Below are 24,865 nucleotides of genomic sequence, written 5' to 3' on the forward strand. Positions count from 1 at the left end.
TGGGGGTTTGGGGGGGGGGGGGGGGGGGTGGTGTGTTTTTTTTGTGGGGGGGGGGGGGGGGGGGGGGCGGGGGGGGGGGGGGGGCGCCCCCCCCCCCCACGGCCGGCACCTCGCTCGCCCGCCCCACCCTGCGGGTGGTGATCGGCGGCTGCGCGGCGATGGCCGTGACCGCCCTCGTCGGCGTGCTGGTAAACACGGCCGGCCTCTGAGGCGGCTGCCGCACTGAGCCGCCACGGCGCCCGCAGCCGAGACGGACACCTCGGCTGCGGGCCGCTGCCGGCCCGCCGGATCCGTCAGGTGTCGCGGGTGAGCAGGAAGCAGCCGCCGGGAGCACCGCCGCCGGTGGCGACGACCGCCACCCGCGCGTCCGCCACCTGCCGATCACCGGCCGCCCCGCGCAGCTGCGTGATCGCCTCGTGTAGGAAGCCGAAGCCGTGCAGCCGTCCGGCGGAGAGCTGGCCGCCGTGCGGGTTGAGCGGCAGCGCGCCGTCGAGACCGATCCTCGAACCGTCACCGATGAAGTCGGCGGCCTCCCCGAAGCCGCAGAAACCAAGCGCCTCGAGCCAGGACAGGCAGTTGAACGTGAAACCGTCGTAGAGCAGCGCCACGTCCACGTCGGACGGAGTGAGCTCGGTGCGGGTCCACAGGTGCGCGGCGGGGCCGAGCACCATCGGCTCGTGCGTCAGGGTGCCCTGGTCCCAGGACGGACGCTCGTTGATCTGCGTGCCGACGGCGGCAACCCGTACCACCCCATGGGGGGCGTCCCCGGCTGTCTCGGCGGCGGACACGACCACGGCCACCGAGCCGTCGCACGGCACGTCGCAGTCATACAGGCCGAACGGCGTGGTGATCATACGGGCGCCGAGGTAGTCGTCCATCGTCATCGGCTCGCGGTAGACCGCGTGCGGGTTGCGCGCGGCGCCGGCGCGGGCGTTGACAGCGATGCGTCCGAGCACCTCACGGTCGACCTTGTACCGGTGCATGTACTGGGAGGCGGCCAGGCCGATCCAGGTCGACGCGGACGCGGCGCCGTACGGCAACCGGAACTGCATGTCGCCCTCGAGCCGGCCGCCCCCACCGCCGGTCAGGCCCCGGCGCTGGTAGTCGGTGTAGGTGGCCTCCCACACGGTGCGCACACACAGCACATGGCGGCACAGTCCGGACGCGACGGCGAGCATCGCGGCCACGACCGCCCCGGTCTGGCCCGGCTGCTCTATCCCGCCGTTGAACCAGGTCGGACGCAGCCCGAGCGCGTTCTCCAGCGCAGTGATGCCACCCTCGGAGATTCCGCTGGCACCCCCGACCGCACCCGGGTAGGTGGACAGTCCGTCGATGTCGTCGGGGGTGAGCCCGGCGTCGGCGATCGCGGCGAGGCTCGCCTCCACGGCGAGGCTCACCGGGGAGCGCCCGAGTCGCCGCCCGACCGCGGAGATCCCCAGGCCGCGCAGGACGCTGCGCCGCTCGAACCGCTCGTCGCTCGCCGGTCGCCTCGGCACCGGAGGGACCACGCTGACCAGGCCCGGCCGGTCCGGTTCGCCCGACGGACGGAACACCGGCACCCAGACGTCGACCTGGTGGTCGAAGGCGACCGTGACGGCGAGCCCCACCCGGGCGACGTCGGAGATCTCGACGCCCTCGTCGACGACCAGGTTCGAGGTGAGCCGCACGCCCGGAGCGTCGTCGAGCTCCACGACGATCACGGCATACGGCGGGGCCATCCCCGGCAGCCACATCTGGTAGTTCACGCTCACGCCGACGACGACGCCCGTCGGGCCGACGGGGGCGTACGCGAGTTCCGAGCCGGGGCAGTCGGGGCACACCGGCTGGCCGGGATGCAGGAATGTCGCGCACGTGCCACAGCGGGGCAGGCGCAGCTCACCCTCGGCGCCGCCGGTCCAGAACGGCGCGACGGTGGGAAGCAGCGCGGGCAGGGGCCGCTTCATCCCGGTGGTGATGACGGTGCCGGCCGGGCCAGCGCCGGTGGAGTCAGCGCCGGCCGGATCAGGGCCACCCACACCCGACACGTCAGACCGCCTTTTCGAGGATGTGCACGCCACAGGCGCTGCCGAGGCCGATGACATGGGCGAGCCCGACCCGGGCGCCCTCGATCTGCCGGTCGCCGGCCTCGCCCCGCAGGTGGGTCGCGATCTCCCAGACGTTCGCGATGCCGGTCGCCGAGACCGGATGCCCCTTGGACTCAAGCCCTCCGGAGACGTTGACCGGCGTCGTGCCGTCGCGCCAGGTGGCTCCCGAGTTGAAGAAGTCGACCGCGCCACCGGTCGGGCAGAGCTTGAGATTGTCGTAGTGGACGAGCTCGGCGGTGGCGAAGCAGTCGTGCAGTTCGACCAGGTCGAGGTCCTCCGGGCCGACCCCGGCCTGCTCGTAGGCCTGCTCGGCGGCGGCGCGGGTGAGCGTGTTGACGTCGGGCAGCACCTGGCAGGCTTCCTGCCAGGGGTCGCTGGTCAGCACCGAGGCGCTGATCTTGACGGCGCGGCGCTGCTGCTCGAGCGAGAGGGTGCGCAGCTTGGACTCGCTGACGACCACCGCCGCGGCGGCACCGTCGCAGTTGGCGGAGCACATCGGCCGCGTGTTGGGATACGCGATCATGACATCGTTCATGATCTGCTCGACGGAGAACCGCTTCTGGTAGGACGCCAGCGGGTTCAGGGTGGAGTGCGCGTGGTTCTTCTCGGAGATCCGCGCGAACAGCTCGAACGTCGCGCCGCCGTACTTGTGGTCGTACTCCAGGCCGATCTGCGCGAACACCCCGGGCATCGTCTCGGTGCCGATCCGGCCGTCCAGCGCGGCGACCGCTCCGAAGCGGCCCCGCGGCGACCAGGTGTCGCTCTGCGCGACGCGGCTCCCACCGGCGAGCAGCCCCGCCCCGGACAGCTTCTCGACGCCGACCGCGAGGCCCACCTCGGTCTCGCCCGCCCGGATCGCCATGATCGCGACACGCAGCGCCGTCGCGCCGGTGGCGCACGCGTTCGCCACGTTGAACACCGGGATGCCGGTCTGGCCGATCTGCTTCTGCAACTGCTGGCCAAAACTCGCCGCCGCCTGCATCAGGTTGCCCGCGGCCAGCACGCCCACGTCGCGCATCCGCAGCCCGGCGTCGGACAGCGCGCCGATGGCCGCCTGCGCGCCCAGGTCCACCGTGTCGAGCTCAGGGTGCTTGCCGAACTTCGTCATGTGGATGCCGAGGATCCACACGTTCTCCGCCATCGCTACTCCCGTCCCCACGTCATCCGAACAACAGCCGCGTCCGAGGGCCAGCCGCCCGCCGCCGCAGTGGCTGTCGGTCCGCCGGCCCGGCGCCGCCTGCCGGCCGGGTCACCGCCGTCAGGAGGCCGGCTCGAAGCCGAACCCGACCGCCTCCACACCGGCGGCGTCCACGCCGACCGTGACCGTCGCCAGCCGCACCTTCATCCCGACCCGCACGTGCCGCGGGTCGGCCGGCACGTTCACCACGTTGGCCCGCACGGACGTCCCCGCGCAGTCGACCACCCCGGCCACGAACGGGACCGGGATTCCCGGCGCCGCGAACGAGACGATCGTGAAGGCCCGCAGCTCGCCCTCGGTGGCCACGTCGACGGTGTGGAACGTGTCCGCCTCACAGGCCGCGCAGGCGTTGCGGCGGTCGAAGTACCGCGCACCGCAACGGGTGCACTCGCGCGCTGTCAGGTGCGGCTCGCCGTCCAGCACCAGATAGTCGACGAGAGGAACACGATTGCTCACAGGTCCTCCCTGCAGATGCGCCAACATCGGAACACGGCCGGCGGCCGCCGTCGGCCGACGCGGGGAGACGACCCGGCCGCCCGGAGGACCTGGCCGCCCGGAGAGCCTGACCATCGCGTATCCCAGGCAGGTGAACACTAGCGCACCGTCATGGGCGGCGCCGCTGTTGATATTGGTCGCCGGACCGGCGGGCCCCCGCTACCTTAACGGGGTATAGTTTCCCCGTGATCATCACCACAGGTCGCCCGACCCAGATCCGCGGTGTGGTCGCGCCGTTTCCCTCAGTGGCATGAACGCAAGCCGACGGCAATAAAACCCTCTGCGTACAGATGGGCACGCCGGGCGCATGCGCGGGCGGCCAGCCGCATTGAAGGAATCAGGCTGGCTCGATCCGGTCCACGCCGCGAACAGGCACCACACCGGACCCCAGAAGGAGTTCGCGCATGCCGGTGAACAGCCGCAGCGACGTCTACTACGACCCATACGACGCGGAGATCGACACCGATCCCTATCCGGTGTGGAAGCGGTTGCGCGACGAGGCGCCGCTCTACTACAACGAGAAGCACGACTTCTTCGCACTCAGCCGCTATGCGGACGTGGAGCCGGCACTCGGCGACTGGGACACCTATCGGTCCGGCGAGGGTTCGGTGCTGGAGTTCATCCAGCAGGGAATCGCGTTCCCGCCGGGAGCGATCCTTTTCGAGGACCCGCCGGCGCACGACATCCACCGTAAGCTCCTCATCCGGGTGTTCTCCCCCCGGGCGATGAACGCGCTCGAGGGCAAGATCCGCGAGTTCTGCGCCCGTTCACTCGACCCGCTCGTCGGCAGTGGTGGTTTCGACTTCATCGCGGATCTCGGCGCGCAGATGCCGATGCGGACCATCGGCTATCTGCTCGGCATCCCCGAGGAGGACCAGGAGGCGCTGCGCGACCAGATCGACAACAGCCTGCGCCTGGAGAACGCCGAGACGTCGGGCTACGTCGGCGCGGGCAACTTCGGCCCCGAGTCGTTCGGCGACTACATCGACTGGCGGGCCGAGCACCCCTCGGACGACCTGATGACGCAGCTACTCAACACCGAGTTCGAGGACGAGACCGGCACGGTGCGCAGGCTGACCCGTGAAGAGGTCGTCACCGTCAGTTTCCTGCTGGCCGGCGCCGGCAACGAGACGACCACCCGGCTGATCGGCTGGACCGGCAAGGTGCTCGGCGAGCACCCCGACCAGCTGCGCGAGCTGGCCGCGGACCGTTCGCTGATCCCGAACGCCATCGAGGAGCTGCTGCGCTACGAGGCGCCCTCCCCTGTACAGGCCCGCAAGCTCTCGCGCGACGTGACCCATCACGGCCAGACCATCGAGGCCGGTCGGATCGTCCTGCTGATCAACGCTTCGGCGAACCGCGACGAGCGCCGCTTCCCCGATGCCGACCGGTTCGACATCCACCGCACCGCGCGCCACCTCAGCTTCGGCTACGGCATCCACCACTGCCTCGGCGCTGCGCTGGCCCGTCTGGAAGGCCGGGTCGCCCTCGAGGAGGTCCTCAAGCGCTTCCCGTTCTGGGAGGTCGACTGGGACAACGCCCACCAGGCCCGCACCTCGACCGTGCGCGGATGGGAGAAACTACCCGTCCGCACCACCCGATAACGCCGACTGATCACCGGTTTCGCCGCACACGGCCCGCTCCCTCCGGAGGGAGCGGGCCGTGTGCGGTTTCGGCGGCACCATACGGACGACACTCGCCAGCCACCTGGCAAAAGCCGACGGTGATGGTCAACAATGGGGGTGACGGGCGACGACGCGGTCGGCCGGGCTGCCATCAGCACCGCGTGGTGGCCGCCACAGTCCCGTCGCCGCCGACGGACCGGATACTGGTACGGCACCTCCGGTCCCCGCAGCCCGTTCCGGCGGCCGCCCGGCACCAGTGCGCCGGCCTCACCGCGCCCGAGAGGATCATCCGTGCCAGAACGAACTGACCGCGGGCCCGCGCTGCCCAACGCGTCCCGCGCGCGGCGGGAGGTCAGCGAGCTGAGTAAGCGCCGCGGCACTGGGCGCACACGGCGGGGGCGCCAGACCCGCGGGCAGCTGCTGGACGCGGCCCGGACCGTGTTCGAACGCGACGGATTCCTGCACGCCAGGGTGGCCGACATCTGCGATCTGGCCAGCCTGTCCCACGGCTCTTTTTACACCTACTTCCACTCAAAGGAAGAGATCTTCCGGGAGGTGGTGGACTCGGTGGAACTGGATCTCCTCACCCCGGAGCCGGCGCCGGCGGGAACCGACGCCATCGCGCGCATCCGCGCGGCGAACCGTCACTACCTGCAGACGTACGCCGCGAACGCGAAGATCATGAGAGTCATCCAGCAGGTGGCCACCTTCGACCCGGACGTTCGCCGAATCCGGTTGCAGCGGCATGAGGAGTTCGCCCATGCGATCGAGCGCCGCACCCGGTCGCTCCAGCGGCACGACAACGCCGATCGCCAGGTCGATCCCGCCTATGCCGCCCAGGCACTCGGCGGGATGGTCGCCTATTTCGCCGAACTGCTGTTCGGCACCGACAACGGCAGCGAGTTTGACCTGGACATCGCGGTCGAGCAGCTGACCCTGCTCTGGCGCAACGCGCTGGGAATCACCCGGCTCGACTGATCGCGCGGCGGAGCCGTTCCGGGGCGTCCACGTCAGCCCGCGGCCGCAGGGAACAGATATTCCCGGCCGAATCAGACATGTCCCTGAGCGGGTCCAGGCTCCTGGTCCTGCCGTTGAACCGGAGGATGGAGGCGCAGTCACGGGTCGGGTCGAACGGCGAGAATCAGCCCTCGTTCAGGGCTCTGCTTGGTCCGCCGGGAGGTGTCGGGCGCCCGCGAGCACGACCGCGGCTCGTTGCCGCAGCACGTCCGGCAGCCGGTCGGCGCCGTATATCGCCCAGTTCCAGAGGGCGTCCATCGTGACGGCTTTCAGCATCGACGCCAACATCGGGACGCCGATGCCGGCGGGCAGCTCGCCGGTGTCCTGGGCAGGCTTCAGGACCACGAGAAACGCCTTCTCCAGACCGAAGGACCCATCTTCGTACACATGTTCGCGCGGCACTCTGCGCTGGGCGTGCAACACGCGGCGCAGCGCCGCCCGCGGCACCTTCTGGACCCGACGGCCCAGCCGCAACAGCATCCGGTCGACCGCCTCGTCGAGGCCGTGACCGGCAGCCACCTCGGCCAGCGCATCCTCGTACATCGCCTCGGGAGCTATCCAGCCGGCGTGCCGGAGGATGTCCTCCTTGCGCCCGAAGTGCAGATAGAACGTTGCCTTGGAAACGCCGGCCCGCGTTGCGATCTCCTCCGCGGTCGTCTGCTCCACCCCGTGGTCGAAACCGCGTTGCGTCCACAGCTCCAGGGCGGCCTTCACTATCGCGCGCCGGGTGTCACGAGACCTTTCCTGGGCGAGCTGGGACCGTTTCGGCTCAAGCCGTCCCGCGGTCAACTCCGATTCCCCGGCACGCCGACCGACCGTGCGCCCGCACGACAGGCATCGCGAGCTGTTCGAGCTGTTCGAGCTGCCGGGCGGGCGGCGCCGAACTCAGCACGGACAGATCTCATTCGCGATTAACGTGCGGGCCGATCGGCCAGCCCGTCCTTCGTGATGAACTGACACCGGCACGTCCTGATCCGCCAGCCGTCCGCGGTGCGCACCAGATCGTCGTGGTAGACGGCGTTGCGTGGAATGCCGTCGGCGCGGTCGACGAACAGCAGATTACGGGTGGTGCGCGCACTGTCGGCACCCAGCATCTCAATCACCGGCGGGCCGCCGAGATGCAGACCGCCGGGTGCCGCGCTCGCCATTGCGCGTAGCCCATGGTGACCCTCAAAGGTTCGTCCGTACACGAGGTAGTTGCCGTCCTCGGTGAACAGGCCGACCCAGCCTTCCACGTCGTCGAGGTCGAGGGTCAGACAGTAGCGTGCGAGCAGCTGACCGATCGCTACCTGATCCTCGGGCGTCGGAAGCATGGCGAACTCCTAGCTCTCTGCCCTCGGCACTCTCTGTTCCCGGCGCACCGAGCGCGGTGGGTGAACGGAGGGAGAAGGCCGGCCGCTCAGGGCCGCTGCGCGACCTCCACGTCGCGCCGGGCAAACTGCCAGCGGCCACCGTCCCGCCGGAGCGTGTCGTTGTACCGCCCGAGGATTGTTATCACCGGACCTGACTCACGCACCTTCATGAACAGGAAGTCCGAGACCGCCCGCGCGGTGTCGCCGTCGACGTCCACGTCGGTGTTGACGGTCAGGTGGCGCCCCCGCTTACGCGGGTCGCCCTGTGTGTCGTCGAAGAACGCAGCCATCGCGACGGAGCCACGATGTTCCGTGCCGAAGGTGAACACGCCGTCCGGCGTGAACAGTTCGACAAGCTCGGTCAGCCGACCGTCATCGCACAGATGGCAGTACTGGGCCACGATCTTGCGAATGGCAAGCTCGTCAGCCACAGAATCTGACATGTCATCTCCTCTGGCCGGCGGCGCAGGAGAGCCGCCGGGCGACTAGCTCCGGCGGGACGCCGACGATCCGCCGGAGGGCGCCGAACGCACCTCCCGGTAGGGGACGTTGCGGTCCAGCGCGAGTTCGCGAGGCATGCCGAGCACCCGCTCGCTGATGAGGTTGCGGGCGATCTCCGTCGTGCCGCCGCCGATCGATGCCACCTGGCGGAGCAGGAACCGGGTGCCGAGATTGCTGAACAGCTCGTCATCGGCATCGCTGGCCACCGCGTCCTGGCCGCCCAGCTCGAACAGGATCGTCATCAGCCGGCCCGCGCCCACCCCGTGCATCAGGCGCCCGACCGAGGCGAGCTGGTCGGACCCCTTCCCGGAGCCGGCCAGCGCGTGCAGCCGGGTGTTGAGCTCGCGCATCGCGATCTGCAGCGTGTACGCCTCGCCGATCTGCTCACGCGCTGCCGGATCGTCCGCCCGCCCAGACCGATCGAGCAGCGTCAGCAGATGATCGGCGGCCTCCCCCGCGGCGGGGCCGAGCTCGCCGTCACCGCCCAGCGCGTGCACGGCGTAGGGCGATGAGGTGAACGAACGCTCGTGCATCAGCCAGCGGGTGGTGACCGTCCAGCCGTCGTCGATCCCGCCGATGCGGTCGGTGTCGGGCACCCGGACGTCGGTCAGGAACTCCTGGCAGAACTCCTTGCTGCCGTCGAGCATCTCGATCCGGGAGATCTCGATGTTGTCCTGGTGGATGGGCACCATGAACACCGTCAGGCCACGGTGCTTGGGCACGTCCCAGTTGGTGCGGGCCAGGCACAGGCCCCAGTCGGACCACCAGGCGCCGGTCGTCCAGATCTTCGAGCCGTTGAGGATCCAGTCGTCGCCGTCCCGCACCGCGCTCACCTTCGCGCCGGCGACGTCCGATCCCGAGCCCGGCTCGGACAGGAACTGCATCCACAGCTCCTCCCCGCGCATGATCCGCGGGAGGTGCAGGAGCTTCTGCTCCTCGGTACCGAACTCGAGGATGACCGTCGCACAGGGGGTCATGTTCGGCACCTGTACCCGCTCCGGGAAGCGGTAGCCGTCGATCTCCTCGTCGAAGGCCTCCGCATGCGCGCGGGTGAGTCCCTGCCCGCCGTACTCCTTCGGGAAGCAGATCCCGGCGAGTCCGTTGTCGTACAGCAGTCGCTGCAGACGGCGGTCCTCGGCGACCTCGGCGAGCTCCTCGTCGTCCGGGCGAAGGGCCATCCGACCGCGGTGGTCCGAGCCGATCGGCTGGAGGTTCGCTCGGATCCACGCGCGGGCGCGGGCCCGGAACTGCTCGACCGACTCGATCTCCTCGACGCTCACGCCTGCACCTTTCGCGCGCTGTTCCGGGATTCCAACAGGGAGGTGATCCGCAGCCGATGCTCCCGGGCCGTGCCGAACAGAGCACTGGAGAGAACCACACGTCGCAGATAAAGGTGCAGATCGTGCTCGTAGGTGACACCGATGCCACCGTGCAGCTGGACGCTGTCCTGGCACAGTTCCGGGCCGTACTGGGCCAGGTACGACTTCGCCACGCTCACCAGCTCACCGGCGCGCTCGTCGTCCTCCTGCACCGCGAGCGCGGCCGCGTCGGCGAGGGCGTGGGAGGTCTCCAGCCACATCTTCTGGTCGGCGACCCGGTGCTTGAGCGCCTGGTAGGACGCCAGCGGCCGGCCGAAGGAGTACCGGTCGGACAGCCAGCTCATGGTCAGCTCGAACACCCGGTCCAGCGCGCCGACCATCTCGGCGGTCTGGATGACCAGCGCCGTGCGCAGCTGGCGTTCCACCTCGGGCGCCGCCGCGCCGGCCGCGCCGAGCAGCGCCGACGCGGGCACCCGGGCCTCGCGCAGCGACACTCGGGCGAAGCGCCGGGACACGTCGATCGTCTTCTGCGGTGTGACGGTGACGCCAGGGGTGCCAGCGGGGACGAGCAGCTGGGTCAGGCCGTCGCCGGTGCGGGCGGTGACGAGCAGGTAAGCGGCCTGCGCGCCGTGCTCCACCGCGACCTTCTCGCCGGTGAGGACCCAGTCGCCGCCGTCGGCGACGGCCGTCGTCGCCACCTCGCCGAGACCGCCGTGCGGGGTCGGCTCGGCATATGCCCACGTCCCGACCGCCGTGCCGGAAACGAGCTCCTCCAGCGGCTGCGCGTACGTGTCACCGCCGACCCGCGACAGCGCCTCGGCGACAACGTTCGTCGTCAGCAGCGGCCCGGGGGACGCGTGGCGGCCGAACTCGTACGCCACCAGCGCCAGGTCCCGCAGGCCCTGGCCGCTGACGCTCCCTCCGCCGTGCTCCTCGGCGACGAGCAACGCCGCCCAGCCGAGCTCAGCACCGGCCGCCCAGTAGTCCGGGTCGTAGCCGTCGGGACGGTCCCGCAGCTGCCGCAGGACATCGCTGGGCACGGTGTCCTGCAGGTACTTGCGGGTCGTACCGACCAGGAGTTCCTGGTCGGCGGTCAGTCCCACCTTCATCCATTGCCTCCGCCTCGCCGGGCGCCGGCGCCGCCGGCCCGGGTCCGCCCGCTGCCCGTCCGATCGGTACGGCGATCGCGGACCCTGCGTCGCCGGACCACCGCGGTTCAGACCCACTGCGGTCCGGACCAGGGGTCCGACGAGGCCCCAGCAGGGGCGACGGCGCGCCTGTTCGATCAGACTAGTCCGATTCTCTGGACTCAGTCCAGATTTGCGGCGATCATGCCGTTGCCGAGCACGACACCGCGTTGCCCACGCATCCGGCCGCCGCTAAGGTGCTGAATGTCGAGGTCGACGTCAATATAGACAGCTCTGCCGGCCACTCGCCACCCAGTCGGGAGCCCACCACGGGTGTGTGTTCCTGCGGCAGCAGCCCACGTCCACCGACCACGTCCACCGACCACGCTCGCTGCCCATGTCCCGCGGCCCGCACACCGCAGACCCGTGCACCCCGCAAGACCCACCTGCCGCGGCACAGATCCACAGAGCACCACAGATCCACAGCACCACAGATTCACAGCATCACAGATCCGCGGCAGCGCAGATCCACAGCGCCGCACATCGACCTGGCCGGAGGACGGCATGACGGCAGTGATGAAAGGCGTCCGCATCCTTGAGGTTGCGGAGCACACCTTCGTACCCGCGGCCTCGGCCCTGCTGGCCGACTGGGGCGCGGAGGTCATCAAGATCGAGCACGTCGAGCGCGGCGACGCGATGCGCGGCCTCGCCTCGACCGGCACAGCGCTGGTCGGCGGCCCGGTGCACGTGCTGCTCGAGCACTCCAACCGGCACAAGAAGAGCCTCGCCCTCGACCTGAAGTCCGAGGAGGGCGTGGATATCGTCTACCGCCTGGCGGCGACCAGCGACGTCTTCCTCACGAACAAGCTGCCCAGCGTGCGGGCCAAGCTGAAGATCGACGTCGAGCACATCCGGGCCCACAACCCCAACATCATCTATGCCCGTGGGACGGGGCAGGGCGAGCGCGGCGCCGACGCCGACCGCGGGTCCTACGACTTCCTCTCCTTCTGGGCGCGGGCCGGCATCGGCCATGCGCTGACGCACGACGACACCGAGTCGATGACCCTCCCGCCGGGCCCGGGCTTCGGCGACTCGATCGGCGGGCTGACCATCGCCGGCGGCATCATGGGTGCGCTGTTCCACCGCGAGCGCACCGGCGAGGCGACCGTCCTGGACGTCTCGCTGCTCGGCGTCGGCATGTGGGCTCAGGGCCAGGCCATCGCGCTGTCCCAGCAGCACGGCTTCGCGATGCGCCAGCCGCCCGCCGGGCGCACCTCCAACCCGCTCGTCGGCGTCTACACGACCAGCGACAGCCGGTCGCTGGTCTTCTCCTGCCTGCAGGCCATGCGCTACTGGCCGGAGTTCTGCCAGATCATTGACCGGCCCGACCTCGTCAGCGACCCGCGTTTCGCCGACCACGCCTCGATCAGCGCGAACGCCGGGGCGGCCTACGAGGAGCTCAGCGCCACCCTCGGCGCCCGCCCGCTGGCCGAGTGGCGGGAGCGCCTCGCGGCGTTCAGCGGCCAGTGGGCCGTCGGGCAGTCCACCCTCGAGGTCGCCCAGGACCCGCAGGCTCTCGACAACGGCTACATCCAGGACGTGGTGTCCGCGAACGGCACCGAGTTCACCCTCGTCGGCGCGCCCGTGCAGTACGACGAGACGCCCGCGGCGGCCGGGCGGGCCCCGGAGCTCAACGAGCACGGCGACGAGGTGCTGCAGAGCCTGGGCCTGGACTGGGACGCCATCCTGGACCTGAAGATCAAGGGTGTCGTGGCCTGATCGGACGGCGGGCCCGGTGCCGCACTCGCGTATCCGCCCAGCCCAGCCCGTCCAGGTCCAGCCCGTCCACGCGCGCGGCCGTTCCGGATGCGACCGACCGGCCACGAAATGACCCGCTCTGCCCTGCGGGCGACCGCTTGTGTTGCGCCGGACCGCACCGAGGGCGCAGGCTCGATCATCGGCGACACCTGTGCGCGGGACCACACCCACGCCCAACCACATCGAAGGAGACGCGATGCCGCTGACGACCGGCTCGTGGCATGAGGAACGACTGCTGATCGACGGCGAGCTCGTCGAGGCTGAGAACGGCGCCACCTACACCAACATCAACCCCGCCAACGAGGAGGTCATCGGCGTCGCGGCCGACGCGTCCCGGGCCGACACCGAGCGGGCGATCGCCGCGGCGCGCCGGGCGTTCGACGAGACCGACTGGTCCCGGGACGTGGAGCTGCGGGTCCGCGGGCTGCGCCAGCTGCACCAGGCGCTGCTCGACCACAAGAACGAGCTCGCCGACATCACCGTCGCCGAGGTGGGCGCGCCCAGGATGCTGCTGGACGGCCCCCAGCTCGGCGCGCCGATCGAGTTCGTCTCCTACTACGCCGACCTCGCCGAGAAGTACTCGTGGAGCGAGCCGCTCGGGGTCGCCGACACCCTGGCGGGCCCGGCCAACCGGTGGGTCGAGCGCGAGCCGAAGGGCGTGGTCGCCGCGATCACGCCGTGGAACTACCCCAACCAGATCAACATCGCCAAGGTGGCCCCGGCGCTGGCCGCCGGCTGCACCGTCGTGCTCAAGCCCGCCCCCGACACCCCGTGGACGGGCCTGGCACTGGGCCGCCTCATCGCCGAGCACACCGACATCCCCGCCGGCGTGTTCAACGTCATCACCGCCGCGGACAAGACCATCGGCGAGGTCCTGACCACCAGCCCCGACGTCGACATGGTCAGCTTCACCGGCTCGACCGTGGTCGGCCGGCGGATCATGGAGGCTGGCGCGGCCACGATCAAGCGGGTCTTCCTGGAGCTCGGCGGCAAGTCCGCGCAGATCGTCCTCGACGACGTCGAGGACATGGCCATGGCCACGATCGCGGCGGCGTTCGGCATCTGCACCCACGGCGGCCAGGGCTGCGCCACCAGCACCCGGCTGCTGCTGCCCCGCTCCCGCTATGAGGAGGGCGTCGAGGCCGCCGCGGCGCTGATCGCCGGGATCAACTACGGCGACCCCGAGGACACCTCGAACATGACCGGCCCGATCGTCAACCGGCCGCAGCTGCAGCGGATGGACGGTCTGGTCCGCCGGGCCGTCGAGGCCGGGGCCCGGGTCGTCACCGGCGGCGGCATCGCCACCCAGTTCGAGCGGGGCTTCTACTTCCAGCCCACGCTGCTCGCCGACGTCGACAACTCGATGGAGATCGCTCGCGAGGAGGTCTTCGGACCGGTCCTCGTCGTGATCCCCTTCGACGATGACGACGACGCCATCCGGATCGCCAACGACTCGATCTACGGGCTGTCCGGCGGCGTCTCCTCCGCCGACCGGGAGCGGGCACTGCGGGTCGCCCGGCGCATCCGGACCGGCACGATCTCGGTCAACGGTGGTCTGTGGTACGGCGCCGATGTCCCGTTCGGTGGTTACAAGCAGTCCGGCCTCGGCCGTGAGATGGGCATCGCGGGCTTCGAGGAGTATCTCGAGCAGAAGGCGCTCGCCGAGCCCGCCTGAGCCTGGTCGGGGGTCCCTGCCGACGCGCCCGCCGACGACGGGGACGCCGACGACGGGGACGTGAACGTGACGCGCAGGCGTGAACGGGGAACGGGGCCGGTGATGGACACCGGCCCCGTTTCCCATGCCGCCGAGCTCAGTCGATGGAGATTTTCAGGACGTCAAGCGCGTTCTGCCGGCCGACGCGACGGGTGTCGTCCTCGGAGAGCCCGGACAACGACTCGGGGATGAAGTCCGCGGGCTCGCGGGTGCCCTCGGCATGCGGCCAGTCGGAGCCCAGCAGCAGCCGGTCGACCCGCACTCCGCCGGCGAGCAGTTCGTCGATGTGGTCCTCCCAGAAGGGAGTGATCCACACGTGCTCGCCGAAGGTGTCCACCGGGTTCTCCTTGAAGTAACCCGGGTTGCGGTTGGCCGCGTCGCCGAGCCGGTGCAGCAGCTCGGGCGCCCAGGAGGCGCCGTTCTCGACGCTGGCGAAGCGCAGCGCGGGGAAGCGTTCGAAGACCCGGTGGCAGACGGCGGCGGCGTAGAAGTCGCTGACCGCCCGACCCTTCGTCACGATCCCCCGCAGCGGCGAGCGGAACAGCGAGGTCTCCTCGCCGCCCGGCTCCCACATCTGCACGAGGATGTCGTAGCCGTCGAGACCGGCGTGGGTCGCCACCGGAATGCCCGCCTCGGCGGCGAGCCCCCAGAAGGCGTCGTAGTCGGGGTCGAACGGCGAGCGATAGCCGCCCGGCACCGGCACCGGCGCGTTGCGGACGTTGACGGTCACCGCCCCCGCGTCGAGGACCCGCCGCAGCTCCTCGGCGGCGAACGCCGGGTCGAGCAGCGGAATGTAGGGCACCGCGAACAGCCGGTTCTCGTAGCGGAAGCCCCAGTCCTCGTCCAGCCACCGGTTGAACGCCCGGAACACCAGGCCGGCGGCCTCGGGGTCGGTGCGGATCGCGTTCTCGACGCCCACGCCCAGGGTCGGGAACAGCAGAGTCGCGGCCAGACCCTGCTCGTCCATCACCGCCAGGCGCGCCTTGCGGTCGCGGTACTCGGGCCGCAGCGGCTCGAGCTCCCCGAAGGCATCCTTGATCGTCCGCTGGTCCGGGTTGCCCCGGTACCAGTCGTACAGCGCACCGGGCTTCGCCACCGGGTCGAAGACCGGGTTCGCGATATAGGAGTTGACCGTTCCGCCCACCAGCAGCCGACGGCGGCCGTCGACCTCAGCCCACCGCACGCCGCGATAGCGCAGCGAACGGTCGGCGTGCCGGGTGAAGGCATCCTCCGCCTCGTAGTAGTGGTTGTCGAAGTCAAAGATCCAGGGCTTCGATGCCTGGTTCGTCTCCGTCACCTGGTTGCTCACGATCCGCCTCATTCCCGATCACCGCGAGATTGCCGATCACTGCCCGCAGAGCTTGACGCCGGACTCGGCACCCGCAGAATATCGAACTCGACACCGATGTCGAGATTCGCGCAGTCCCCTCAGACTGCCCGTCACGGGAGTTGACAGCAACCTGTCCAGCACATCTGCCACCGAGCTGCAAGAGCTTTCTCATGCCGTACGCGGAACACTCGGCGCAGCCGCCCAGCCCGACGGCGTCCCCACCGTCGATCCGCAGTGGCGGGTGGGCTGGCCCACGCTGGCCGGCATCGGTCTGCCCGCGTTCTGCGTACCCGAAGAACGCGGGGGCTTCGGGCTTCGCGCCGACGCCGCCGCGGCCAGCGCCACCGAGTTGGGTGCCGCGCTCCACGGCGCCCCGTTCGCCGGCCTGACCGCCAGCGCCCACGCCCTGGCCCAGATCACCGGCGATGCGGTGGTCGACGAGCTGCTCGAGGGCATCCTCGGCGGCGAGCGGATCTGTGCGTTCGGCCGGCTGAGCCCGGACGACGGCACCGGCACGCGGACGGCCCGGCAGGTCGACGGCGCGCCCGCCGCGGACGCCCTGCTGCTGCTCGATCCGCGGCGCGAGCGGGCGCTGCTGTTCACCGACCCCGCCGACTGGCAGAGCCGCCCCCTCACCGACAGCTTCGACGTCTCGCGCTCCGGCGCCGACGTCACCGTGCCCGTCGGCGCCGGACGGGAGCTGGAGCTGGGTGCCCTCGGCCACGCGGTCGAGCTCTACCACCTGCTGCTGGCCGCGGACGCACTCGGCAGCGTGAGACGCATGCTTGACCGCACGGTCGCCTACGCGGCCCAACGGCACACCTTCGGCCGCCCGATCGGCGCCACCCAGGCCGTGCAGCACCGCCTGGCCGACCATGCGGTGCGTGCCCGTGGGATGAGCCTCCTGGTCGCCGAGGCGGTCCGCCACTTCGACCCCGCCGCCAGCGGCGACACCGCCCCGCCCGACGAGGGCGGCGGGATCGCTCGATGGGTGTCGCTGGCGGGGCTGTCGGTAAGCTCCGGGGCGCCGCATCTGCTCCACGATCTCCTCCAGCTCACCGGCGGCATCGGTTTCACGTGGGAATATGGCCTGCATTTTCACGAGCGACGGGTCCGTCAGGACGCCCGGCTCGCCGCGAACCCACGAGCGGCGCTGCGCTCACTCGTCCTCAGCGAGGGGTGGACCAATGTCCGCTGACACCGACACCCAGGCCAGCGGCGACACCCAGGCCAGCACCGACACCCAGGCCAGCGGCGACGCCGACCGGGACGCCGGTGCGCGTCCGGATGCCGCCGGCTCCCGCCGCAGCGCCGACGCCTACCGGGCGGAGATCCGCGCCTTCATCGCCGAACATGGCGTGCCGATGCCCGCCGAGGGCGTGCGGGTCCCCCGCGATGCCGAGCACGAGCGGGAGATCCGGGCCTGGCTCGCGGCCCTGTACGCAGGCGGCCACCTCGGCGCCGGCTGGCCGGTGCGGTGGGGTGGCCGGGCCGACCACCTGCCGGTGCACGACCTGGTGCTGATGGAGGAGCTCATCCTGGGGGACGCCTACCGTCCACTCGACCAGGTGATGCTGGCCGCGCACACCCTCATCGCGTTCGGCAGCGAGGAACAGAAACGCGAGCTGCTACCGAAGATCCGTAGCGGCGAGCACATCTGGTGCCAGCTGTTCAGCGAGCCCGAGGCCGGCAGCGACCTCGCCGCGCTGCGCGCCCGCGCCCGTCCCGCGCCGGACGGGGACGGGTGGCTCGTGTCCGGGCAGAAGATCTGGAGCACCGACGCGCAGTGGGCCGACATGGGCACCCTGCTCGCCCGCACCGACCCCGACGTCGGCCGGCACGCCGGCATCACCGCGTTCGCCATCCCGATGAACCTGCCCGGGATGGACATCCGCCCGATCCGGGAGATGACCGGCCACGCCGAGTTCTGCGAGGTCTTCCTCGACGACGTGCGGGTCGGGCCGGAGCATGTGCTCGGCGAGGTGAACGGCGGCTGGAAGGTCGTCACCTCGGGACTCGCCTCCGAGCGGGCGTTCGTCGGCGCGAACTCGGTGCAACTCGAGCGGATGTTCACCGACCTGGTCACGATCGCCCGCGCCGCCCGTTTCGACGACGGCTCCGCGGCGCTCGACCACGAGGACGTCCAGGCGAAGCTCGCCGAGGCGCTCTACCGCGTCGAGGAGGTCCGGCTCATCGTGCGCGACACCGTCGAACGTATCCTCCTCGACGAGGAACACCCCAGCGACGGCCCGGTCGGCAAGCTCGCCTTCACCGAGCTGAACGTCGCGCTCACCGAACTTGCCATGGAAATCATCGACTCCGCCGTCACCATCGACCCGTCGGCCGCCGACGTCTCCGCCCGCCTGCACCACAACTTCCTCTGGGGCCGCGCCATGACCATCTCCGGCGGCGCCTCGGAGATCATGCGCGGCCTGGTCGGCCGCCAGCTCCTGGGCCTACCCCGCGCCTAGGTTGCTCCTCGTGGATCCCCGGCTCGGGGCCGGGTTCACCCCGTGAATCCCACTGTCCGTGATGGCTTTCGGGGGTGGTGGCGCTGCTGATGAGCGGGGATGTCGCTTCTACCAGGTAATCTGTCTTATTTGTCCCTTCGTAACCCTGTAGAAGCGACACGAAGGTTTTCCGGGGCCGATCCGTCGTCACGCGCAGCGGCGAGCAGGGCGGTAGCGAGTCGGCGGTGGGGGGATGGCTCGCTGGTCGTGACGGCCGGAGCTGACGGTGACGGCGGAGGCATCGTGCGCCACCGGCCACCGGCCACCGGCCACCGGTACGTCGGACGGTGCGCGTGCCGCCGAGGACGTCGGACGTGGTCCGAGCCCGACCGGGGATCGGGCGGGAACCGGCCGATCTGCTGTGATGGACCATCATTACCCGCGAGAAAAACCCTAGCGGTGACCTCGGGAGGTTCACCGGCGGTGACCGGCGAGCCTCCCGGAGCAGCGGCCCCCGATGGACTCGCCATCTCTGCCTGCCCGGTGGGCGCCGCGACGACGTACGACGCCGAAAGCCGTCACATCGGGGCATCGGGGCATCCGGAACCAGTTGGCCGAGGGCGAGGGCCACTGGCCTCGGTCGATCATGGCGCAGGCGGATCAGGCCGCCGGCTCGGTGGCAAGGAGCGTGAAGACGTCCAGGTCGCGTAGTGCGGCGCTGGCGTTGATCGCCATCGACAGGAACATCCGGTCGGAGTGTTCGGTGGGTGCCGCGCTCGCGTACACGCAGCCGATCATCGTGATGAGCGGGCCCTGCAACATGCCGCGCCGATAGTCGTCGAAGCACCGGTCGGCCGAGTAGTCAGTGACGCCGAGCTCGAGGAGACGCTCGTGGTAGGCGGCGACGAGCCGCCGTTCGTGGGCCCGCCGTTCGTCCGGCGGCAGGGCCGTGGACAGGAAGTAGGCGAGGTCGCGGCCAGGGAAGCCCGCCTCAAGCGTCTGCCAGTCGACGGTGACCACCTCGGGCAGCCCCGCCCCGGCCTCCCCCACCACGGTCCCGTCGGCCACGGTCCCGTCGGCCACGACATCGCCGGCCACGACATCGCCGGCCACGGCATCGCCGGCCGGCGGGTCTCGGAACAGCAGGTTGTCCAGGCGGTAGTCGCCGTGCACGAGCGAGACCGGGGCCCCGGTGGTCCGCGGCCAGGTGGCGATGCCCTCGGCGGCCGTCCGCAGGGTCTCGATGTCAGCGGGGGTGAGCCGGTCACGGAAGCGTTCGGTGAACTCGGCGGCGGCCTTTGTGGCGACGCCGCCCAGGAAGGCGGCGCCGGCCTCGTTGAGGCGCACCAGCCAGGGTGTGTGCGGGGTGAGTTCGGGGCTGTTCCAGAATGGCGCGTGCAGACCGGCGAGGTTACGCACGGCGACAAGCGCCTGCTGCACGGTACAGCCGGTCAGCTGGTCGCCGGGCCGGGCCGGATAAGCGTCCTCGAGTACGAGGGTGAAGGTCAGCGAGTCGGGCGCAAGCTCGGCCAGCCAGGCCCGCGGCACCCGGATGAGCGAGCGCTCGGCGAAGAACCGGTAGTACCCCAGCTCGTTGCGGAATCCGTTACGCAGCCGACCGCGCACCTTCGCGTCGCCCGCGGCAAGTTTCACCACCACGCTGGCCGGCCCTGCTCCCGCCAGCCCTGCTTCCACCGGCCCTGCTCCCGCCAGCGCGGCGTCAGCCGCCACAGCGCCGGTCGGCGCCGTGCCCGACGATGTCGCGGCCTCCAAGCCAGCGCCGTCGGCCGCGCCAGAACCGCTCGCGGAGCCGGAGCCGGAGCCGCCGACCGTATCGGAGCTGTCCGCGTAGGTCAGATGGAAGCGGTAGCTGACAGCGGTCTGGCCGGTGCCGACGCGCTCGTAGCGCAGGGCGGTCACCTCGGCGTCGGCACCGCCGGCGCGCAGCACCTCGGTCATCCACGCGGGAGTGATCTCGGCCGGGTCGTCGACGATCAGACGGGCGCCCCGCGGGGTGGCGTACAGGCCGTCGACGGGTACCACGCTCGGCGAGTGGGCGCTCATGCCACCCGCCCCGGGTTCCACGCACCGACTCCCTGCCCGGCCGCCCGCAGCCCAGCGGCCCGGTACGCAGCGGCCCGATGCCGGGCGGCCCATCGCTCGGTGGCCCGGGTCTCGGCGAGCGACTCGCCGGGTGCGCCCGTCTGGTCCGTCATCCGTCGCTCTCCTCATCGCGTCATCGCGCTTGGTGCAGCTGACCTGGCCCGGACGTGCCGGGTCCGCAGGACGGGCGCGAGAGTAGTGCACATCAATGTTGATGTCGACATCGAGGTTACCTGCAGGCTACTGTGACCGGGTGGCGGACGGTCATCACCTGGTGGTTCCGTCCCGTGCACCCTGCGTCCCGCGCACCCTATGTCCGGGACGCCCGGACGAGCAGCTCACGAAAGGCGACCAGGTGGCTTCCACGTTCGTAGCCCCCGCCGGCGGCGGTCGGCCCTGGCCCGCGGATCTCGGCATCATCGACACCCTGGTCGGGATTCCGCAGGACCCGGACACGCTGTACCGGTCGATCAGGGCGGCGGCGCGCGACCGGGAGTCCCGGGAGGACTTCGTGATGCCGGCGTCCTACATGTTTCACGACGTGCCGGACGCCCACGTCGGCGAGGTGGACCCGATCGCGTTTCTGCTCGACGAGATGGACCGGCACGGCATCGAGGTCGGGCTGATCAGCATGAGCGCGAACCCGGAGGTCGCCGAGCGGGCGCTCGCCAAGCATCCCGACCGGTTCGTCGGCTCGCTGACCTGCGACCCGAATCGGGGGGCGGAAGGCATCCGGGCCCTGGTGCGCGCCCACGAGCAGTTCGACGTCCGCGCGGTGAACATCGCCCCGCACCAGTGGGTTCCCCAGGTCGCCATCGACGCGCCGCTGATGTACCCGATCTACGCCAGGTGTGTCGAGCTCGGCATCCCGGTGTTCGTGACCGTGGGAATCGCCGGCCCGCGGGTGCCATCGCGGGTGCAGCACGTCGAGCTGATCGACCAGGTGATGTACGACTTTCCCGAGCTGGTGTTCGTGATGCGCCACGGCGCGGAGCCATGGACCGACCTCGCGGTCAAACTGATGCTCAAATGGCCGAATCTGTACTACTCGACGAGTGCCTTCGCGCCGAAGTACTACCCGAAGGCCATTCTCGACTACGCCAACACCCGCGGCGCGGAGAAGATCCTCTACGCTGGCTATTTCCCGATGGGCCTCACCCTCGAGCGGATCGTGCGGGAACTCGCGCAGCTGCCGCTCAAGGAAAGCGTCTGGCCGAAGTTCCTGCGCGAGAACGCCGCCCGCATCCTCGGCATCACCCGGTGACGCCGGCTTCCCCGATGAGGACTGCCCAGTGAACCTGGCCTTCACCGATGAGCAGAACGAACTGCGCCGGACGGTGCGTGACTTCCTCGACGAGACGTCACCCGAGACGGAGGTCCGCCGGTTGATGGCGACCACCGAGGGCTACGACCAGTCCGTCTGGCGCCAGTTCGCCGGGGAGCTCGGCCTCGCTGGGCTCGCGGTGCCCGAGGAGTACGGCGGCGCCGGCTACGGGTTCGTCGAGCTCGGCATCGTGCTGGAGGAGGCCGGCCGCGCGCTGCTGTGCGCGCCGCTGCTGTCCAGCGTCGTGCTGGCCGGTTCCACCCTGCTCGGCATCGGCGACAAGGCGGCGAACGCCGACTACCTGCCCGGCATCACGGACGGCTCGACCACCGCCGCCCTGGCGCTCGCCGAGCCCGCCGCCCGCGGCGCCGACCCGGACGCGGTAGACGCGGTAAGGGTCACCGCCGCGCCGACGGCGCAGGGCTGGGTACTCACCGGCACCAAGTCGTACGTCATCGACGGCCACACCGCCGACCTGCTGCTCGTCGTCGCCCGCACCGGCGCGGGGCTCGGCGTCTTCGCCGTGGACGGGACCGCCCCGGGCGTCACCCGCACACCGCAGGAGACCCTCGACCAGACCCGCAAGCAGGCCACCATCACCTTCGCCTCGGCATCCGCGCGGCTCGTCGGCGAGGAGGGCGAGGCTCTGCCGGCGCTGCGTCGCGTGCTCGACCTCGCGACGGTGGCGCTGGCCGCCGAGCAGGTCGGTGGCGCCTCCCGGGCGCTGGAGCAGGCGGTCGAGTACGCGAAGATCCGCGTCCAGTTCGGCAGGCCGATCGGGGCCTTCCAGTCCATCAAGCACAAGCTCGCCGATCTGCACCTGGGGGTGGAGACGGCGCGGTCCGCCGCGTACCACGGTCTGTGGGCGGCGGCGGAGAGCCCGGACGAACTGCCTGAGGCGGCGAGCCTCGCCGGCGGCTGCTGCGGCGACATGTTCGTCACCACGGCGGCCGAGAACGTCCAGGTCCATGGCGGGATCGGCTTCACCTGGGAACATCCCGCGCATCTCTACGTCAAGCGGGCGCACAGCTCGCGGCTGCTGTTCGGCACCCCGGCCGAGCATCGTCAGCGGCTCGCCGGCCTGGTGCTCGCCGCCCCGGCCTGACCTCGTCGACCAATTGACCGTTCACGTGACCGCCGCCGAGGCGGGTGGAGGCTGAGCCCGATGTCGAACCCGTCCACTGGCACGCCCGACGCTCCTGCGGCCGCCGCGGCGGTCGCGGCGGCCGTCGGTCCCGAAGCGGTTTCCGAGGATCGCGCGACGTTCGCCGCCCGGGTCCGGGCCTGGTTCGAGGCGAACGCACCCCGCCGGGGCTCCGCGGAGGACTTCTCGGCGATCCACGTCGTGTCCGGCTCGACGCCCGAGGAGTTCAACCGGCGCGAGGAGCACGCGATCGAGGTCACCCGGGCCTGGCAGCGCAGGCTCTACGAGGCGGGTCTCGCCGGGCGTTCCTGGCCGACCGAGTGCGGCGGGCACGGTGCGCCGGCCTGGCAGGACGAGGTCGTCATCGCCGAACAGGCTCGTTTCGGCGTGTCCACGAAGATGTTCGCCGTCGGCCTGGAGATGACCCCCGCCGTGCTGTTCGCGCACGGCACCGCCGAACAGCGCGCCCACTACCTGCCGGCGATCGTGCGCGGCGAGCAGACCTGGTGCCAGCTGCTGTCCGAGCCCGGCGCCGGCTCCGATCTCGCCAGCGTCCAGACCCGGGCGACCCCGGTGGAGGGCGGCGGCTGGTCGGTCAGCGGGCAGAAGGTGTGGACGTCCAACGCCGGCGGCGCCGAATACGCCCTGCTCATCGCCCGGACGGGCACTCGGGAGGAAGGGCGCAAGGGTCTGTCCTGCTTCGCCATCCAGGTCTCCCAGCCCGGGGTGGACGTCCGCCCGCTGCGGCAGATGTCCGGTGGCTACCACTTCAACGAGGTCTTCCTCGACGACGCGTTCGTCCCCGAGATCGGCCTGATCGGCGGCCTCGGCGACGGCTGGGCCGTGCTGCGCACCATGCTCGCCAGCGAGCGGGCCGCGATCGGCGGCGGCACGAGCGCCCGCTCGTCCACCCAGCTCGTCGCGCTCGTGCGCGAACTGGAGCTGGAGCAGGACGCCGGGGTCCGGGAGCTTGTGGCCGAGGCGGTCATCCGGGAACGCACCCTGGACCTGACCCGCGCGCGGATCGCCGCCGGGCACACCATCGCCGCCGCCGGCTCCGTCACCAAGCTGCTGTACTCCGAGCATGCGCGCCTGAGCGCCGACGCGGCGATGACGATCCTCGGCCTCGCCGGCACGGTCCTGGACGACCCGCGGTCCGCGCCGTGGATCGAGCGGCTGCTGTTCGCGCCGGGGCTGCGCCTCGGTGGCGGCACCGACGAGATCCAGCGCAACGCCATCGCCGAACGCGGCCTTGGCCTCCCCCGCTGAGGCCCCCTTTCCGCCGCGGCGCCGGAATCATGCCGGCCGGGCCGGCGCTCGGAGTGCTCACGGGCGGCCCGCCCCGGCAACGGGAACCTGGCGGGTGAGCACGACCGACGTGCGCCGCCCGCCCAGCGTCGAGGAGTTCCAGTCGAGGGCCGCGCACAGGAACAGCGTGCGCCGGTCCTCGCCACCCAGGGCGCAGGCGATGGCCATCCGCTCGCCGGTGTCGATCACGTCGGTCACCTCCCCACCGGGAAGGATCCGGCGGAACTCGTGGGCCAACGGGAACGCGGCCCAGACGGCACCCTCGGCGTCCAGGGCGATGCCGTCGGGCGCCGCGCCGAGACGATCGGCCAGCACCCGGCGACCGGAGAGAACCCCTTGCCCGTCGAGGTCAAAGGCGGTCAGGCGACGGCCCTTGGACTCGGCCACGATCAGTGTCCGGCCGTCGGGGCTGATCGCCGAGCCGTTCGGGAAGTCCATCCCGTCGGCGACGACCGCGGCCGAACCGTCGGGGCGGACCCGGACGATCACCCCGGCGTCCGGCTCGGTGGGGTAGCTGCCGACGAACCCGGTGCCGGTGGCGTCCACGACCATGTCGTTGAGCTCGTCGTCGACCAGCCCGGACAGGTCGGCGTGGACGGTGAACGAGCCGTCGGCGGCCAGCCGCAGGATGGTCCGCTCGGCCATCGAGACCACCAGCGGCGTCCCGTCCGGCAGGAAGCCGAGCCCGGACGGCTTGCGGCCGGACAGGACCGCCACCCGTGTCGTCTCGCCGGCGAGCGTCGCGCGGTGGACCGCCTCACCGTGCATGTCGGAGAACCAGAGCTGGCCCGCATGCCAGCGCGGTCCTTCGACGAACACGAACCCCTGCGCGAGCGGCCGCGGCGTCAGTCCCGACAGTGGTACGGAACTCATGCGGGCCTCCCTCGGAACTCCCTGGCACGGTTGCTGTCCCGGACAATGCTCGACCTGCGGTGACGGAGGTCAACGGACCATGT

General features: G+C 71.0%; 21 protein-coding genes and 1 pseudogene. 10 read left to right on the forward strand and 12 right to left on the reverse strand.

The window, feature by feature from the left end; translation table 11 throughout:
• Positions 1-209: pseudogene (locus MXD95_RS26000) on the forward strand (hypothetical protein); the annotation flags it as partial.
• 84 nt (positions 210-293) lie between these two features.
• Here the strand turns inward: MXD95_RS26000 and MXD95_RS26005 are convergent.
• The 3 genes from MXD95_RS26005 to MXD95_RS26015 all read right to left on the reverse strand — a co-directional run bounded on the left by MXD95_RS26005 (position 294) and on the right by MXD95_RS26015 (position 3,738).
• Positions 294-1,943 carry a thiolase C-terminal domain-containing protein gene (locus tag MXD95_RS26005; RefSeq protein WP_250643434.1) on the reverse strand — a complete coding sequence of 550 codons (1,650 nt, stop codon included), beginning with the start codon at positions 1,941-1,943 and terminating at the stop codon, positions 294-296.
• Between the two features lie 82 nt (positions 1,944-2,025).
• Positions 2,026-3,225, reverse strand: a complete 1,200-nt coding sequence (locus MXD95_RS26010; RefSeq protein WP_250643371.1) for a thiolase family protein — start codon at positions 3,223-3,225, stop codon at positions 2,026-2,028.
• Between the two features lie 117 nt (positions 3,226-3,342).
• On the reverse strand, positions 3,343-3,738 hold the full coding sequence (locus tag MXD95_RS26015) for a Zn-ribbon domain-containing OB-fold protein (protein ID WP_250643372.1): 396 nt from the start codon (positions 3,736-3,738) through the stop codon (positions 3,343-3,345).
• A 443-nt stretch (positions 3,739-4,181) separates the two neighbouring features.
• Between MXD95_RS26015 and MXD95_RS26020 the strand changes: the two genes are divergently transcribed.
• Both MXD95_RS26020 and MXD95_RS26025 read left to right on the forward strand, forming a co-directional pair.
• A complete protein-coding gene (locus MXD95_RS26020; protein ID WP_250643373.1) occupies positions 4,182-5,381 on the forward strand; it encodes a cytochrome P450 in 1,200 nt (399 codons plus the stop codon).
• Between the two features lie 312 nt (positions 5,382-5,693).
• Positions 5,694-6,380: a TetR/AcrR family transcriptional regulator gene (locus tag MXD95_RS26025; protein ID WP_250643374.1), complete on the forward strand. Its 687-nt coding sequence runs from the start codon at positions 5,694-5,696 to the stop codon at positions 6,378-6,380.
• A 174-nt stretch (positions 6,381-6,554) separates the two neighbouring features.
• On the opposite strand, the gene MXD95_RS26030 is transcribed toward MXD95_RS26025, so the two are convergent.
• From MXD95_RS26030 to MXD95_RS26050, 5 genes are all read right to left on the reverse strand, one after another.
• Positions 6,555-7,208 carry a TetR/AcrR family transcriptional regulator gene (locus tag MXD95_RS26030; protein WP_250643375.1) on the reverse strand — a complete coding sequence of 218 codons (654 nt, stop codon included), beginning with the start codon at positions 7,206-7,208 and terminating at the stop codon, positions 6,555-6,557.
• A gap of 122 nt (positions 7,209-7,330) precedes the next feature.
• The gene (locus MXD95_RS26035) at positions 7,331-7,732 is read right to left on the reverse strand and encodes a nuclear transport factor 2 family protein (RefSeq protein ID WP_250643376.1); all 402 of its coding nucleotides are present in this window, start codon (positions 7,730-7,732) and stop codon (positions 7,331-7,333) included.
• An 86-nt stretch (positions 7,733-7,818) separates the two neighbouring features.
• Entirely contained in the window at positions 7,819-8,214 is a 396-nt protein-coding gene (locus MXD95_RS26040) for a nuclear transport factor 2 family protein (RefSeq protein WP_250643377.1), read from the reverse strand.
• 42 nt (positions 8,215-8,256) lie between these two features.
• Positions 8,257-9,552 carry an acyl-CoA dehydrogenase family protein gene (locus tag MXD95_RS26045; RefSeq protein WP_250643378.1) on the reverse strand — a complete coding sequence of 432 codons (1,296 nt, stop codon included), beginning with the start codon at positions 9,550-9,552 and terminating at the stop codon, positions 8,257-8,259.
• Complete coding sequence (locus MXD95_RS26050) at positions 9,549-10,700, reverse strand: acyl-CoA dehydrogenase family protein (protein ID WP_250643379.1); 1,152 nt, start codon at positions 10,698-10,700, stop codon at positions 9,549-9,551. Before MXD95_RS26050 ends, MXD95_RS26045 begins: the two co-directional genes overlap by 4 nt.
• Before the next feature lie 582 nt (positions 10,701-11,282).
• Between MXD95_RS26050 and MXD95_RS26055 the strand changes: the two genes are divergently transcribed.
• Complete coding sequence (locus MXD95_RS26055) at positions 11,283-12,497, forward strand: CaiB/BaiF CoA transferase family protein (RefSeq protein WP_250643380.1); 1,215 nt, start codon at positions 11,283-11,285, stop codon at positions 12,495-12,497.
• A gap of 235 nt (positions 12,498-12,732) precedes the next feature.
• Positions 12,733-14,211, forward strand: coding sequence for an aldehyde dehydrogenase family protein (locus MXD95_RS26060; protein ID WP_250643381.1), 1,479 nt, complete (start codon positions 12,733-12,735; stop codon positions 14,209-14,211).
• A gap of 136 nt (positions 14,212-14,347) precedes the next feature.
• Here MXD95_RS26060 and MXD95_RS26065 read toward each other — a convergent pair whose 3' ends face one another.
• Positions 14,348-15,559: an amidohydrolase family protein gene (locus MXD95_RS26065; RefSeq protein WP_250643382.1), complete on the reverse strand. Its 1,212-nt coding sequence runs from the start codon at positions 15,557-15,559 to the stop codon at positions 14,348-14,350.
• Positions 15,560-15,821: 262 nt separating this feature from the next.
• Between MXD95_RS26065 and MXD95_RS26070 the strand changes: the two genes are divergently transcribed.
• Together MXD95_RS26070 and MXD95_RS26075 are read left to right on the forward strand one after the other, a co-directional pair.
• Positions 15,822-16,778, forward strand: a complete 957-nt coding sequence (locus MXD95_RS26070) for an acyl-CoA dehydrogenase family protein (RefSeq protein WP_250643383.1) — start codon at positions 15,822-15,824, stop codon at positions 16,776-16,778.
• Positions 16,768-18,051, forward strand: a complete 1,284-nt coding sequence (locus MXD95_RS26075; protein WP_250643384.1) for an acyl-CoA dehydrogenase family protein — start codon at positions 16,768-16,770, stop codon at positions 18,049-18,051. The genes MXD95_RS26070 and MXD95_RS26075 overlap by 11 nt, the downstream gene beginning before the upstream one ends.
• Before the next feature lie 639 nt (positions 18,052-18,690).
• Here the strand turns inward: MXD95_RS26075 and MXD95_RS26080 are convergent.
• Together MXD95_RS26080 and MXD95_RS26085 are read right to left on the reverse strand one after the other, a co-directional pair.
• The gene (locus MXD95_RS26080; protein ID WP_250643385.1) at positions 18,691-20,094 is read right to left on the reverse strand and encodes a phosphotransferase; all 1,404 of its coding nucleotides are present in this window, start codon (positions 20,092-20,094) and stop codon (positions 18,691-18,693) included.
• The gene (locus tag MXD95_RS26085) at positions 20,091-20,246 is read right to left on the reverse strand and encodes a hypothetical protein (protein ID WP_250643386.1); all 156 of its coding nucleotides are present in this window, start codon (positions 20,244-20,246) and stop codon (positions 20,091-20,093) included. The genes MXD95_RS26080 and MXD95_RS26085 overlap by 4 nt, the downstream gene beginning before the upstream one ends.
• Before the next feature lie 242 nt (positions 20,247-20,488).
• Between MXD95_RS26085 and MXD95_RS26090 the strand changes: the two genes are divergently transcribed.
• From MXD95_RS26090 to MXD95_RS26100, 3 genes are read left to right on the forward strand one after another with little or no spacing between them, the layout of a single operon-like run.
• Positions 20,489-21,397, forward strand: coding sequence for an amidohydrolase family protein (locus tag MXD95_RS26090; protein WP_250643387.1), 909 nt, complete (start codon positions 20,489-20,491; stop codon positions 21,395-21,397).
• Between the two features lie 28 nt (positions 21,398-21,425).
• On the forward strand, positions 21,426-22,562 hold the full coding sequence (locus MXD95_RS26095; protein ID WP_250643388.1) for an acyl-CoA dehydrogenase family protein: 1,137 nt from the start codon (positions 21,426-21,428) through the stop codon (positions 22,560-22,562).
• A 60-nt stretch (positions 22,563-22,622) separates the two neighbouring features.
• Entirely contained in the window at positions 22,623-23,870 is a 1,248-nt protein-coding gene (locus MXD95_RS26100) for an acyl-CoA dehydrogenase family protein (protein ID WP_250643389.1), read from the forward strand.
• A gap of 57 nt (positions 23,871-23,927) precedes the next feature.
• Here the strand turns inward: MXD95_RS26100 and MXD95_RS26105 are convergent, their stop codons facing one another.
• A complete protein-coding gene (locus MXD95_RS26105; RefSeq protein WP_250643390.1) occupies positions 23,928-24,782 on the reverse strand; it encodes an SMP-30/gluconolactonase/LRE family protein in 855 nt (284 codons plus the stop codon).
• Between the last annotated feature and the right edge of the window lie 83 nt (positions 24,783-24,865).

Source organism: Frankia sp. AiPa1 (genome assembly GCF_023243075.1).
GTDB lineage: Bacteria > Actinomycetota > Actinomycetes > Frankiales > Frankiaceae > Frankia.